A 13397-nucleotide genomic window follows, 5' to 3' on the forward strand; every position below is an offset into this window, starting at 1 on the left:
GGATCGGCGTTTTCGCAAAAAGAGAAAAAAGCATTCGCAATATGCGGTGTCAGTTTGCAAAACACTCTTTAAAATGAAAATTTCATTATATTAAAAACATTCTAATTTATTCTGGATTGATTGATCCGATTAATTTTTATCCTTTCCTGATCGCTTTGAGCTGTTCATCTATGACCTAAGGCATAGACCCTAAAGATTCCATCCTGATGCTTACGACCGTCAGGGTATGGCTTGAGTCGGTCCCTCCGGTGGTACGGCATTTGCTACCCCGGACGCGTGTTGTGGTCTCCGGCCCATCAGAGGGAGGGAGGCGGCGTCCAGTGAGGAGCAAAGCCCATGGGGCAGGTCCTGTTGACCGGTGCGGAACGGTTTCTTGATCCCAATGATGTGATCGTCAGCAAGACGGATCTGCGCGGCCGGATCGTCTATGCCAACCGCCGGTTTTGCAGCATCGCCGATTACGAGGAGCATGAGGTTCTGGGGCAGCCGCACAGCATCGTGCGCCACCCGCTGATGCCCCGCTGCGTGTTCAAACTGCTGTGGGACACCATCATGGAGGGGCAGGAGCTGTTCGCCTATGTGATCAACCGCACCAAACACGGCGATCATTACTGGGTGCTGGCCCATGCCACCCCGGACCGGGCGGCGGATGGATCGGTCAGCGGCTTCACCTCCTGCCGCCGGGCACCGGGCAAGGCCGCTCTGGCGGCGATCCGTCCCCTGTATGAAGATCTGCTGGGGATTGAGGCGGCGATTGAGAACACCAAGGACGGGCTGGCGGCGTCAGTCCGCGCCCTGCACGACCATCTGGGGCGGATCGGCACGCCCTATGACCAGCTGATGCACCGGCTGATCGCGGCAGGCTGACAGAATAAGAACAGGCGGCGGACGGCCGCGCAGGGGTGAGGGTTGAGATGAAGGTGTTTCTGACCACGCTGCGGGCACAGGCCTGGGCGGCCGGACTGGTTCTGACGGCGATGATTGTTCTGGCCGGGGGGGCTCCGCTGTGGTCGCTGGTGTCGGTCCGTACGGCTGTCATAGATATTGATGCGGCGGTCAAGGTCCGGATGAACAGCGGGGTCGCGCTGCTGAAGGCGGCGCGGGACGTGAAGTTCGATGTGGTACAGGTGCAGCAGTGGCTGACCGATGTTTCCGCCACCCGGGGCCGGGATGGGCTGGATGACGGCTTCGCCAAGGCCGCTGATTTCTCCCGGCGCTTTTCTGAAGACCTGACGGAAGTGGAGAAACACGCCACCGCCCTGAATCTGCCGCAGGTGATGGCGGTGACGGCAAAAATGCGCAGCGCGTTCACGGCCTATTACAGCACCGGGCAGGCGATGGCCACGGCCTATGTCGACGGCGGCCCGGAGGCGGGTAACCGGCAGATGGAGGCCTTTGATACCAACGCCGAAACCCTGACGGAGATGGTCGATGCCCTGAATGCGGCGGTTGATTCCGTGGTCGAAGGCAACAGCGCGGACCTTGATCAGGCCGCCGGACAGATTACCGAAGATGTTGCCACGACTGAGGTTGTAACGGTGGTGTTGCAGGCTGTGGCGTTGGTGGTGGCATGGCTGATCGTCCGGCGGATGCTGGATACGGTGCGCGGGGTGCGCCGCACCTCCGGCATTCTGCGGCAGGCGGCCGAGGGCAGTCTGGGGGTGCGGATCCTGAACATCTGGCGCCGGGATGAGCTGGGCATGATCCAGCATGACGTCAACAGCCTGCTGGACTCGGTGGAAGCCTTCATCCGTGAGGCGCAGGCCTCGATGGAGCATGTGGCCCGTGGCCAGTATTACCGCCGGGTGTTGGAAACCGGAACCCGGGGTGATTTCCTGACGGCATCGCGGAAGCTGAACGGGGCGATTGATCAGATGTCGTCGAAGGTCGATGCGTTCCGGGGCGTGATCGGCACCTTCGAGCAGAACGTCAGGCAGGCGGTGGAGCAGGTCAGTGGATCCTCGCGGGATCTTCAGACGGTCTCGGGGGAAATGCGGGACCTTGCCTCGGTCAACAGCAGCCGGACCGGCAGCGCCGCCGAGGCGCTGTCGTCGACCTCGATGGATATTCAGGCGGTGGCCGGGGCCTCGACCCAGCTGGCGGCGTCGATTTCCGAACTGGCCCGGCAGGTGTCCTATGCCTCCGATGCCACTTCCGATGCGGTTGGCCGGGTGGAAAGCGCCGGGGCCGAGGTCGGATCGCTGTCGGAGGCCGCCGACCGGATCGGCGATGTCATCAGCATCATCACCGCGATTGCCGATCAGACCAATCTTCTGGCCCTGAATGCCACCATTGAGGCGGCCCGCGCCGGAGAGCTGGGGAAAGGTTTCGCCGTGGTGGCGAACGAGGTGAAATCGCTGGCCAATCAGACCGCCAAGGCCACCGGCGAAATTGCCGGACAGATCAATGGAATCCAGAGTGCCACCGGTCGTGCGGTCCATGCCATTTCCGGCATTGGCGGCGTGATCGGCACCATCAGTGAAGTGGTGCAGTCGGTTGCTGCCGCCATCGAGGAGCAGGAAGCCGCGACCCGGGAAATCACCGAGCGGGTTGAGAATGTGGCCCGCGATACCCAGTCGGTCACCGACAGTGTCGAGGTTGTGCGGGATGGCAGCGTCCGGACCGGCGATGCGGCACAGGTGGTCAACCGGTCAGCGGACAGTCTGGCGGTGTCGGCGGACCGGCTGCGGGTCAATGTCGATGACTTCCTGACCTCTGTCCGGCAGGTGATCTGAGGATTCACCCTTAAAAGGGACCGGTAAAAGTGACCGGACGGAAACACGGCGCAGGCCCCGGAAGACACCGGGGCCTGTTTCTGTTTTATTGACTGTGGTGATGCAAGCAGGGGTGGCGTCTGGGTATGGCCGCGGTCACGATTTCTTAACTGCTCTGATCCCAAAGAACTGCATCAAAATTGATCTAGATCATCTGTGCAGAGGTGTCTCTGTGGTATTCAGGCTCCGCATTTGCAAAATGCGGATTGAATATCCGGGATGGCACTCCAATAAAATCGGGAAAAACCCTCTGAGATGTAAGTCCTTTTCCGTCGGAAAGTGACCGCTGATTCCTGTTTATTAGGATTTTTTAATTTTCAGGAGCCCGTCTCCGGGCTCCTGTTCTGGCCCGGAGCCCGGAGACGGGCTCCTGTTCTGGCCCGGAGCCTGGAGACGGGCTCCTGTTCTGACAGTGTGAAGGGTTAAGCTGATGGCTGAAGACCATCAGCCCCACCAACGGCGCAGGGGCGCCAGCCGCACAGGAGCGGCAGGAAGGGGGAGTGGATGTCACAGAGTGCTCTGACCGGGGTTGAACGGTTCTTTGGCCCGGAAGAAATCATCGTCAGCAAAACAGACCTTCAGGGCCGGATCACCTATGCCAACGATGTGTTTCTGCGGATCGCGGACTATCGGGAGGAAGAGGTTCTCGGCCAGCCGCATAACGTGATTCGTCATCCGGACATGCCGCGCTGCGTGTTCCGCCTGTTGTGGGATACGGTGGCCGCCGGTCAGGAAATCTTTGCTTATGTCGTCAACCGGACTAAGCACGGGGATCATTATTGGGTCTTAGCCCATGTGACCCCCACCCGGATGCCGGACGGGTCCGTCATCGGGTTCCACTCCTGCCGCCGGGTCCCGTCCCGGTCGGCGGTGGAGGCGGTGTCAGGCCTGTACCGCAGCCTGCGGGATATTGAAAACAAAGCCGAAAACCGCAAAGACGGCATGCACGAGTCCAGCCGGACCCTGTCAGCCCATCTGGCCGGTCTCGGAAAGCGCTATGACCAGTTCATGTTTTCGCTTATTCAGGGGAGATGACAGTTTTTTCTGCTTCTAAATGACGGAATGCTGATTATTCCGCGGCAGAACGGTATGGACCGGTGAAAGCCCTGCGGGGGGCGCCGGAAGCGGTATAAAAGGGGCCAGAGGTTGATGCGGACATTTCTTCAGACCCTGCGGGGTCAGGCATGGGTTGGTGGTATTCTGCTGGTGCTGGTCATGGGGGCGCTGGGCGGCGTTGCCCTGTGGTCGCTGAATGCGATCCGCGATTCCATCGTCCATATCGAGAAGGATGTTCAGGCCCGGACCAACGCCGGGATCGCCCTGCTGAACGCCGCACAGGATGTGCAGTTTGATGTGGTGCAGGTGCAGCAGTGGCTGACCGATATTTCCGCCACCCGCGGGCAGGATGGTCTGGATGACGGCTTTAAGAAGGCCGAGGACTTTGCCGGACGCTTCAAGGCCGATCTGGCCGAGGTGGAAAAGCAGGCGACCATCCTTGGCCTGCCGCAGGTGCTGAAGATCGCCGGGGAGACCCGTGCCGCCTTCATCCCCTATTACCAGATGGGCCAGACCATGGCGAAGGCCTATGTGGCGGAAGGCCCGGAGGGCGGCAACCGCATCATGGGGCAGTTTGACGGCACCGCTGAGAAAATCACCGGTATGGTCGAAGTGCTGGGCGTCGAGGTTGACAAGGTGGTGGCCGGTAATGCGCAGTCGCTGAACGAGGCTGCTGTGGCGGCGCGGGACGGGGTGCGCAACACCGTCATCATCACCGCCATTCTGCTGGCGATCGGTCTGTCGGTGCTGGGCTATGTGGTCAAGCGCCTGCTGGATACGGTGCGCGGGATCCGTCGCACCTCCGGGATTCTGCATCAGGCCTGTAAGGGCGATCTCAACGTCCGGGTGCTGCACATCTGGCGCAAGGATGAGCTGGGCGCGATCCAGCACGACGTCAACCGTCTGCTGGATTACGTGGAATCCTACATCCGGGAATCGCAGGCGGCGATGCAGTATGTGGCACAGGGCGAATACTTCCGCCGGATGAACGAAAGCGGTTCACGCGGCGACTTCCTGACCGGGGTGCGCCACATCAATCAGGCCATCGAAACGATGGAACGCAAGATTGATGACTTCAAGGGGGTGGCAGACACCTTTGAAAAGACCGTCAAGGCGACGGTGGCGCAGGTGACGGATTCCTCGCACGAGCTTCAGGGCGTTTCCGGCGATATGCGGGAACTGGCGGCAACCAACAGCCAGCGGACGCACGATGCCGCCACCGCGCTGTCGTCGGCGTCGATGGACGTGCAGGCGGTGGCCGGGGCCTCGACCGAGCTGGCGGCCTCGATCTCCGAACTGGCGCGGCAGGTGGCCTATGCCACCGGGGCGGCGACGGAGGCGGTGCAGAAGATTGATTCCGCCAGCACCGAAGTGGCATCGCTGTCGGAAGCGGCCGACCGGATCGGCGCGGTGATCCAGATCATCACCGACATTGCCGACCAGACCAACCTGCTGGCGCTGAACGCCACCATCGAGGCAGCCCGGGCCGGAGATCTGGGCAAGGGCTTTGCGGTGGTGGCGAACGAGGTGAAAAGCCTTGCCAACCAGACCGCGAAGGCGACCGGCGAGATTTCCAGCCAGATTTCCGGCATCCAGACGGCCACCGGCCGGGCGGTGCATGTGATCTCCGGCATTGGCGGCGTGATCAACAGCATCAGCGAAGTGGTGCAGTCGGTGGCGGCGGCGATTGAGGAGCAGGAAGCGGCCACCCGCGAGATCAATCAGCGGGTGGAAAACGTTGCCCGCGAAACGCAGGCGGTGACGGACAGCGTCGATACGGTCCGCACCGGGTCGGTCCGCACCGGCGAGGTGGCACACTCCGTTAACCAGTCGGCCGACAGTCTGGCAGACTCGGCGGAGGTGCTGACCCGCAGTGTCGATGACTTCCTGATCACCATGCGTAAAATCGTTTGACCCTCATAATTTTATTTCTTCAAAAACTCCCGTTTTGTAATGGAAGAGGGCGGTCTGGTCTTGAGCCGGGCTGCCCTCTGGTGCATTCTGCGCCTCTTGCCCGGTGTCCCGGGGCATGATCGACAGGTCCGGCTGATATCCAGTCGGCGGCATAAGGAGCCAGCCGCAAATGAGCGACAAGCGCGTTTACCTCTACGACAGCACGCTGCGCGATGGTGCGCAGACGCAGGGTGTGGACTTCTCCGCCATTGATAAGGCGGCGATTGCGCGCGAGCTGGATTCCATTGGTATTGATTATGTTGAAGGCGGCTGGCCCGGGGCCAACCCGACGGATGACGCCTTTTTTGCTGACCGCCCGAAAATGGGGCGCGGCAAATTCTGCGCCTTCGGGATGACCCGCCGCGCCGGGCGCTCGGCGGAGAATGACCCCGGCCTTCAGGCGGTGGTCGGGGCCGGGGCCGATGTGGTGACGCTGGTCGGCAAGACCTGGGATTTCCAGTGCGCGGTGGCGCTGGGCGTTGATCTGGATGAAAACGTCCGGATGATCGGCGACAGCATCGCCCATGCCAAGGGCCGGGTCGGGGAAGCGATGTTCGATGCCGAACACTTCTTTGACGGCTACAAGGAAAACCCGGAATACGCCCTGAAATGCGTGCGCGCCGCCTACGAGGCCGGGGCGCGTTGGGTGGTGCTGTGCGATACCAACGGCGGCACCCTGCCGCACGAGGTGACGGCAATCGTCTCCGAGGTGGTGAAGCATGTGCCGGGCAGCCATCTCGGCATCCACTGTCATAACGACACCGAAAACGCGGTGGCCAACAGCCTTGCTGCCGTGCTGGCCGGGGTGCGGCAGATTCAGGGCACCCTCAACGGGCTGGGCGAACGCTGCGGCAACGCCAACCTGATTTCCCTGATCCCGACCCTGATGCTGAAAATGGGTTTTGAGACCGGGGTCAGCCCCAACGACCTGACCCGGCTGGTGCAGGTCTCCCGCCTGCTGGACGAACGGCTGAACCGCGCCCCGCTGCGCAATGCCGCCTATGTCGGCGAGGCCGCCTTTGCCCACAAGGGCGGGCTGCATGTGTCGGCGGTGGAAAAAGACCCCAAGTGTTACGAACACATCCGCCCGGAACTGGTCGGAAACCATCGCCGCATTCTGGTGTCGGATCAGGCCGGGCGGTCCAACTTCCTCGCCCGCTTCCGCGAAATCGGCCTTGATGTTGATCCGACCGATCCGAAGGTCGCCAGGCTGATCGACGAGGTGAAAACCCGTGAATTCGGCGGTTATGCCTATGACGGTGCCGAAGCCAGCTTCGAGCTGCTGGCCCGCATGGTGCTGGGCGATGTGCCGGACTATTACCGGCTGTCGTCGTTTCGCGTCATCGACGAACGGCGCTGGAATGCGCAGGGGGCGCTGATCACGTTGTCGGAAGCCACCGTCAAGGTGACCCTGAACGACGGCCCGCATATGGCGGTGGCTGAAGGCAACGGCCCGGTCAACGCGCTGGATGCGGCGCTGCGCAAGGTGCTGGTGCCGGTCTATCCGCAGCTGGCCGACCTGCGGCTGGTGGATTACAAGGTGCGGATCCTGACCCCGGAAGCCGCCACCGCCGCCGTCACCCGCGTGCTGATTGAAAGCGGCGACAGCAAGGGCAACACCTGGACCACCGTCGGCGTCTCCACCAACGTGATTGATGCGTCCTATAACGCCCTGCGGGATTCCATCACCTACAAGCTGTACCGGGCGGGTGTCGAAGCATGAAAATGTTCCGCAACATGCTGTTGCTGACGGTCGGCACGCTGGTGTTGATGCTGGGGATCGGCTTTTACACCGCCGACCCCGGTGCCATCGAGAAGCCCCCGGCAGAAACGGTGATCCGCCTGTTTGACCGCATTGCCTTTTCCGCGCAGGAAGGCAAGGGCGCGCCGCTGCTGCGCCGCTGGACCCAGCCGGTCAAGGCGGTGCTGATCGGTGCCCCGGCCAGGCAGGAAGACGGTCAGATCCGCTGGGCTGACGGCGTCACCGCCATGCTGAACCTGTGGGACAGCCTGCGCGGGCTGGAGGTCAGCGTGGCCGGGCAGGCGGATCTGGCCGCCCTGAAGGCCGGAACCGCTCCGGCGGGCAATCTGGTGATTGCCGTGGTGCCGGAAGCCGAGGTGGCGGGCCTCAACCTGCCGCCCGCCGCCGCCGCCGCCGTGTTGGATACCCGGGGCGGCTGCGCCACCGTCGGTGCCGATGCCACCGTGCTGGCGCAGGTGATGGTGGTCATCCGCGATGACCTTGGCCCGACGATGCGGAATGCCTGTCTGGGGGAACAATTGGCCAAGGCCTTCGGCCTGACCATTGAATCCAAGCTGGCTGCTGATGTATTCCGTGTGCGCCCCAGCGGTCTGTCCTTCCACGGGCAGGGCCGGATGGCGGTGGAACTGGCTTATGATCCGGCGATGACGCCGGGCATGCCGCGGGAGGAGGCCCTGAAAGCAGCCCGGACCGCGCTTGCAAACCGAGGAGTGGAGTAAGGGATGGCGGACGAGACCGGCCAGCAGGCGGGCCAGCAGGTTGGATGGCGGGAACGCGGACGGGCACTGTTGCCCAAGGACGTCACCGCCTCCCGCGGGGTAACCCCGGCGATCATTCTGGTGGAACCGCAGCTGGAAGAAAACATCGGCACCTGTGCCCGCGCCATGGGCAACTGCGGGCTGGGCGACCTGCGTCTGGTCCGGCCGCGCCCGGACCACATGGCGGAGCGCGCCATTGCCGCCGCCTCCGGCGCTGATGCCATTCTGGAACAGGTCCGCATCTTCGACACCACCGAAGAGGCGATCGCCGACCTGACCCACGTCTACGCCACCACCGCCCGCCGCCGCGATATGATGAAGCGGCTGGTCACGCCGCGCTCCGCCGCCACCGAAATGCACGGGGCGCTGCACCGCTCCCCGGTGGAGCACTGCGGCATTCTGTTCGGGCGGGAACGCTCCGGGCTGCATAACGATGATGTGGCGCTGGCCTCGGCGGTGCTGGAAATTCCGCTGAATCCGTATTTCTGCTCGCTCAACCTGGCGCAGGCGGTGCTGCTGGTCGGCTATGAATGGTTCCAGCGGCGCGATGACACCCCGGATGTCCGCGCCGCCGAGCGGTCGTCGCCGCTGGCGACCCAGAAGGAACTGGATGTGTTATACCGCCATCTGGAAACCGAACTGGACGCCTGCGGGTTCCTGCGGGTGGAGGCCAAGCGCCCCGGCATGGTCCGCAACATCCGCGCCATGTTCGCCCGCAACAACCTGTCGGCGCAGGAAGTGAAAACTCTGCACGGCATCATCCGCGAACTGCGCTGGGGCCGCCGCCCGGACCGCCCGCACCGCAACGAGGAAGGCAACATCATGGGCTGGGCCGCCGAGGAAGGCGCTTTGCCGCCCGAAGCCGGGATGCCCGAAACGGATGGCCCGGACACCCCGGCCCATGACTGACGCCCCGGCTCCCCCGGTGTTTGATGCAGGCTTCCGGCAGACGCTGGAAGACCTGCTGCTGTGGCGGCGCGACGTGCGGCACTTCCGCACCGATCCGCTGCCGCCGGGGGAGCTGGACGACCTGATCCGCCTGACCTGCCTGTCGCCCTCGGTCGGCAACAGCCAGCCGTGGCGCTTTGTTACGGTTGAGGACCCGGCCCGCCGCGCCGCCGTCCGTCAGTCGTTCCTGACCGCCAATGCCGAGGCACTGGCCGATTACCACGGCGAACGGGCGCGGATGTACGCCGGGCTGAAGCTGGCCGGGCTCGACCGTGCTCCGGTGCAGATGGCGGTGTTCTGCGACACCGCCCCCGCCGCCGGATACGGCCTCGGCCGTCGCACCATGCCGCAGACCCTCCAGTATTCCGTCGCCGGGGCGATTATGGCGCTGTTTCTGGTCGCCCGCGCCCGGGGGATTGGCATCGGCATCGTCAGCATCATCGACCCTGCCGCCGTCAAAGCCGCCCTTGATGTGCCGGAGCCGTGGGATCTGGTGGCCTATCTGTGCATCGGCTACCCCGAGGAAGACCATAAGGTCCCCGAACTGGTCCGCACCGGCTGGCAGGACCGCCTCAGCCCGGATGCGCTGACCCTGCGCCGGTGAGGGCGTCGCCGCCTTCGTGCTGCTTTTGCCTCCGCATGCTTAATGAGGTGATCTGGCCTCGATCTGACGCAGGGCTTTGCCCTGCACCCACAAGGAGCCTCAGGCTCCTTGACCTCGTTTTGGAGGACGTCTGTTGGGGGCAGGGGCGGAAAACCCCGTTCCGTTCAGACGCACGGGAGGCCAACAGACCGTGAGTGGAAGAAAACAGGCTTCAAGGGCTTCTGCTGAGGTTTCGGTCCCCAGCAGGATCGCCGCATCATCGCGCCCTTCCTGTCTGGCCTGAGGCGGGCCGTTTCTGAGAGGAAGCCTTTGTCTTCCTTCGGCATCTTATCAAAACGGAGGTCAAGGAGGCCGGGCCTCCTTGCGGGCCAGCGGGCAGAGCCCGCCAGCTTTTCCGTCTGCTGGCGAAGCCAGCGGGGGGCAGAGCCCGCTTGATTCTTTAGTCTGCTGGCAAAGCCAGCAGGGGGCAGAGCCCACCGGTTTTCACGTTTCCGGACGAAGCCAGCGGGAGGGAAGACGATCCCGCTGGCCTGACCGATACGGTTACAGCCGGTTGCCTTTACCCGGCTCTGTTATTCGACCGGCAGCAGGATCAGGGTCTGCAACTGCTCCGGCGCGGTGGTGGCGGGATTGTTCAGGTAGATTTCCTGACAGGGGCGATGGGCGACCTCGTGGCCGCTGTCCGGCAGCCAGGTGGCGTAGAGCCAGCTGTAGGCGGCATCCAGACCGGTGTAGGGCCCGGTGTAGAGAACACGGGCGTAGCGGCCTTCGGGAATGTCCTGCCGCACCAGCGGGGCGAGGGTGGCGGTGTCGGGGATCGGGGCGGACAGGGTGATGCAGGCGTCGGCGCGCAGTTTGTCGGCATCGGTCTGGCGCGGGTCATCGTAACTGATCTGGATCACCTGTGTTTCGGCGCTGAACAGCCCTTTTTGTCCGGCCAGTGCCATCAGCCGTTCAAACACCGGGCCGATTTCGGTGTAGGGGCCGGTGTGGCGCAGGCTGGCGACGCTGCGGGCGGGCAGGGTGATGACGGTGACGGCGGAGATGTCCAGTCCGGTCGGGGCGGCGGGGCGGTGCAGGGGCATGGTCATGGCGGTGTCTCCTGTGCTGGCCGGGGCGGGGGCGAAGACGCTGCGGTCCCGCCGCCACCGCGACGGCGGCAGCCCGAAATGGGCGCGGAAGATCCGGCTGAAACTTTCCGCGGCCTCGAAACCGCAGTCGAAGGCGATATCGGTGACGGTGCGGCGGGAGTAGCGCAGGTGCCACGCCGCCCGTTCCATCCGCAGGCGGCGGATGTACTGGGCGACGGTTTCCCCCATCATCGCCGTGAACAGGCGGTGAAAATGATAGGGGGAGAAATTGGCGACCTCTGCCAGCCCGTCCACCGTCAGCGGTTGATCGAGATGACGTTGAATATGCCGCACCACCCGGTCAAGACGGTGGGAATAGCCGGGATCCGTCCTGATGGTGTGGGGGCTGGCGGTCATGGAATGTCTCTTCTGGTCCGGGTGGGGCGGGATGCCCCACGCCGTCAACACTGCCGCAGTCCGGCGGCGTCTGCCTGACCGTTCTTGCTCTGTCAGGAGAGGGCGACAGTCACGGGGATCAGGAAATCACCTCCTGCCCGGCGAAGTACTCTTCCATCCGGGCAAAGCCGATGGCCTGCGACACCGTGCCGAAGCTGCCGGTCCCGAGGATTTCCTGTGCGGCACTGATCGCCGCGCCATAGGCGACGCGGGCGAGGGACGATCCGATGCTGATCCGCCGCACTCCGGCGGCGGCAAGATCGCTGACGCTGAAGCTGATACCGGGCAGCCCCATGATGACGTTGACCGGGCGGCTGACGGCGGCACAGACGGCGCGGATGCTGTCCAGATCGCGCAGGCCGGGGGCAAACAGCACATCGGCCCCGGCTTTCTCAAAGGCCTGAAGGCGGGCGATGGTATCGTCCAGATCGGGGCGACCCCACAGGAAGTTTTCGCAGCGGGCGGTCAGGACGAAATCCTCGGCCAGTCCGGCGCGGGCCTCAGCGGCGGCGGCGATGCGCTCCACTGCCAGCGAGGTTTCAAAGATCGGATTGGCCGGGTCCCCGGTGAAATCTTCGAGCGAGCATCCGGCCAGCCCGAGCCCGGCGGCGGCGCGGATGGTTTCGGCGGCTTCCTCCGGGCTGTCGCCGAAACCTTTCTCAAGATCGGCGGACACCGGCAGTGGAGTGGCCTGCACCAACTGGCGGCAGTGTTCCAGCACCATGGCATGCGGCACCTTGCCTTCGCCGACCCCGTAGGCAAACGACATTCCGGCGCTGGTGGTGGCCAGTGCCGGAAAGCCGAGGGCGGCCAGCAGGCGGGCGGAGCCCACATCCCACGGGTTGGGGATGACAAAGGCACCGGGGCCGTCGTGCAGCCGCCGGAAGGCGGCCCCTTTGGAAACAGTGTCGGATGCGGCGGTCATGGGGAGTCTCCGTTGAACATCAGGCGGGCAGGGTGACTCCTGATTGCGAACGAATCAAGAACATTTTTTACGCTGCCTGCGACCGCAGCCGGTTCAGCAGCCGGTCGCCAAAGGTGTTCAGCAGCAGCCCGGACAGGATCAGCGCGGCGGCCATCAGCTTGGCCGGGGTCAGGCTTTCGCCCAGCAGCAGCGTGGCGCTGCCCATGCCCCACACCGGCACCATCAGGGTAAACGGTGCCACCTGTGCCGCCGGGTGGTGGCTCATCAGCCAGCCCCAGATGGCAAAGCCGAGCAGGGTGGCAACCGCGGCCAGAAACACCACGGCGGCCCATCCGGCAACGCTGGCCGACAGAATGGTCTGCCACGCCTGCGCCGGTCCGGCTTCCAGCCCGAAGGACAGCAGCATCAGGGGAATCGGCGGGATCAGACTGGCCCAGACCATCAGGTTCAGCGGCTTGGATCCGGCGCAGCGCTTCTGGATCAGGTTGGCGAAGCCCCAGGCCACGGCGGCGGCAATCGCCAGCGCCAGACCGGTCAGCGGCAGTTCGGTGGTATCAGCCCCGGCGATCAGCACCGCGATCCCGGAAAAGGCGATGGCGGCAGCGGCGACGCGCATCACGGTCAGCCGTTCCCCCAGCAGCAGCACCGCCAGCAGAATGGTGAAAAACGCCTGCGTCTGGAGCACCAGCGACGCCAGCCCGGCGGAGACGCCGACCTTCATGCTGACGAACAGCAGCCCGAACTTGACCACCCCCAGCACGCCGCCAAGGGCGATAATCCATTTCCACGCCACATCGGGGCGGCGCAGGAAGAACACCGCAGGCAGGGCGGCGAACAGAAACCGCAGGGCACACAGCATCAGCGGCGGAAAATCGTGCAGTCCGATCTTGATGACCACAAAGTTGATGCCCCACAGGGCGGTGACCAGAACGGCAAGGGCAATGTGCGGCAACGGCATGATGGGGAGTCCGGTTGCGGGAGGGGTGTGCGTACTGTGCGCCCGCCCGCGTGCCCGGTCATGCGGAGAAATGTTGTACCTGACGATTTTTCCACAGGGTTAAGAGTCTGATCAGAATTTCTTATTGATGGCC

At 64.0% G+C, this 13397-nt stretch carries 11 protein-coding genes; 8 read left to right on the forward strand and 3 right to left on the reverse strand.

The features are described from left to right. Positions 1-336: 336 nt before the first annotated feature. The 8 genes from FHS48_RS12755 to bluB all read left to right on the forward strand — a co-directional run bounded on the left by FHS48_RS12755 (position 337) and on the right by bluB (position 9855). Positions 337-867, forward strand: coding sequence for a PAS domain-containing protein (locus FHS48_RS12755; protein ID WP_184263949.1), 531 nt, complete (start codon positions 337-339; stop codon positions 865-867). 47 nt (positions 868-914) lie between these two features. Then, positions 915-2735 carry a methyl-accepting chemotaxis protein gene (locus FHS48_RS12760; protein ID WP_184263950.1) on the forward strand — a complete coding sequence of 607 codons (1821 nt, stop codon included), beginning with the start codon at positions 915-917 and terminating at the stop codon, positions 2733-2735. Between the two features lie 543 nt (positions 2736-3278). Next, positions 3279-3809 (forward strand): PAS domain-containing protein, encoded by a 531-nt coding sequence (locus FHS48_RS12765; protein ID WP_184263951.1) that lies wholly within the window; start codon positions 3279-3281, stop codon positions 3807-3809. Between the two features lie 114 nt (positions 3810-3923). After that, positions 3924-5744 (forward strand): methyl-accepting chemotaxis protein, encoded by a 1821-nt coding sequence (locus FHS48_RS12770; protein ID WP_184263952.1) that lies wholly within the window; start codon positions 3924-3926, stop codon positions 5742-5744. A 169-nt stretch (positions 5745-5913) separates the two neighbouring features. Then, a complete protein-coding gene (cimA, locus tag FHS48_RS12775; RefSeq protein ID WP_184263953.1) occupies positions 5914-7506 on the forward strand; it encodes a citramalate synthase in 1593 nt (530 codons plus the stop codon). Continuing rightward, complete coding sequence (locus FHS48_RS12780; protein ID WP_184263954.1) at positions 7503-8264, forward strand: DUF2927 domain-containing protein; 762 nt, start codon at positions 7503-7505, stop codon at positions 8262-8264. The genes cimA and FHS48_RS12780 overlap by 4 nt, the downstream gene beginning before the upstream one ends. A 3-nt stretch (positions 8265-8267) precedes the next feature. After that, positions 8268-9212, forward strand: coding sequence for an RNA methyltransferase (locus FHS48_RS12785; RefSeq protein WP_184263955.1), 945 nt, complete (start codon positions 8268-8270; stop codon positions 9210-9212). Continuing rightward, entirely contained in the window at positions 9205-9855 is a 651-nt protein-coding gene (bluB, locus tag FHS48_RS12790) for a 5,6-dimethylbenzimidazole synthase (protein ID WP_184263956.1), read from the forward strand. Before FHS48_RS12785 ends, bluB begins: the two co-directional genes overlap by 8 nt. 572 nt (positions 9856-10427) lie before the next feature. Here bluB and FHS48_RS12795 read toward each other — a convergent pair. From FHS48_RS12795 to FHS48_RS12805, 3 genes are all read right to left on the reverse strand, one after another. Continuing rightward, on the reverse strand, positions 10428-11342 hold the full coding sequence (locus FHS48_RS12795) for an AraC family transcriptional regulator (protein ID WP_184263957.1): 915 nt from the start codon (positions 11340-11342) through the stop codon (positions 10428-10430). 118 nt (positions 11343-11460) lie between these two features. After that, positions 11461-12306 carry an isocitrate lyase/PEP mutase family protein gene (locus FHS48_RS12800; RefSeq protein WP_184263958.1) on the reverse strand — a complete coding sequence of 282 codons (846 nt, stop codon included), beginning with the start codon at positions 12304-12306 and terminating at the stop codon, positions 11461-11463. A gap of 67 nt (positions 12307-12373) precedes the next feature. Then, on the reverse strand, positions 12374-13264 hold the full coding sequence (locus FHS48_RS12805; protein WP_184263959.1) for an EamA family transporter: 891 nt from the start codon (positions 13262-13264) through the stop codon (positions 12374-12376). Positions 13265-13397 lie beyond the last annotated feature (133 nt).

The organism is Novispirillum itersonii (genome assembly GCF_014205675.1).
GTDB lineage: Bacteria > Pseudomonadota > Alphaproteobacteria > Rhodospirillales > Rhodospirillaceae > Novispirillum > Novispirillum itersonii_A.

Excerpts from the sequence above, each read along its gene's own strand:
- FHS48_RS12755 (WP_184263949.1), top strand. The coding sequence starts at position 337 with ATGGGGCAGGTCCTGTTGACCGGTGCGGAACGGTTTCTTGATCCCAAT.
- FHS48_RS12760 (WP_184263950.1), top strand. The coding sequence starts at position 915 with ATGAAGGTGTTTCTGACCACGCTGCGGGCACAGGCCTGGGCGGCCGGA.
- FHS48_RS12765 (WP_184263951.1), top strand. The coding sequence starts at position 3,279 with ATGTCACAGAGTGCTCTGACCGGGGTTGAACGGTTCTTTGGCCCGGAA.
- FHS48_RS12770 (WP_184263952.1), top strand. The coding sequence starts at position 3,924 with ATGCGGACATTTCTTCAGACCCTGCGGGGTCAGGCATGGGTTGGTGGT.
- cimA (WP_184263953.1), top strand. The coding sequence starts at position 5,914 with ATGAGCGACAAGCGCGTTTACCTCTACGACAGCACGCTGCGCGATGGT.
- FHS48_RS12780 (WP_184263954.1), top strand. The coding sequence starts at position 7,503 with ATGAAAATGTTCCGCAACATGCTGTTGCTGACGGTCGGCACGCTGGTG.
- FHS48_RS12785 (WP_184263955.1), top strand. The coding sequence starts at position 8,268 with ATGGCGGACGAGACCGGCCAGCAGGCGGGCCAGCAGGTTGGATGGCGG.
- bluB (WP_184263956.1), top strand. The coding sequence starts at position 9,205 with ATGACTGACGCCCCGGCTCCCCCGGTGTTTGATGCAGGCTTCCGGCAG.
- FHS48_RS12795 (WP_184263957.1), bottom strand. The coding sequence starts at position 11,342 with ATGACCGCCAGCCCCCACACCATCAGGACGGATCCCGGCTATTCCCAC.
- FHS48_RS12800 (WP_184263958.1), bottom strand. The coding sequence starts at position 12,306 with ATGACCGCCGCATCCGACACTGTTTCCAAAGGGGCCGCCTTCCGGCGG.
- FHS48_RS12805 (WP_184263959.1), bottom strand. The coding sequence starts at position 13,264 with ATGCCGTTGCCGCACATTGCCCTTGCCGTTCTGGTCACCGCCCTGTGG.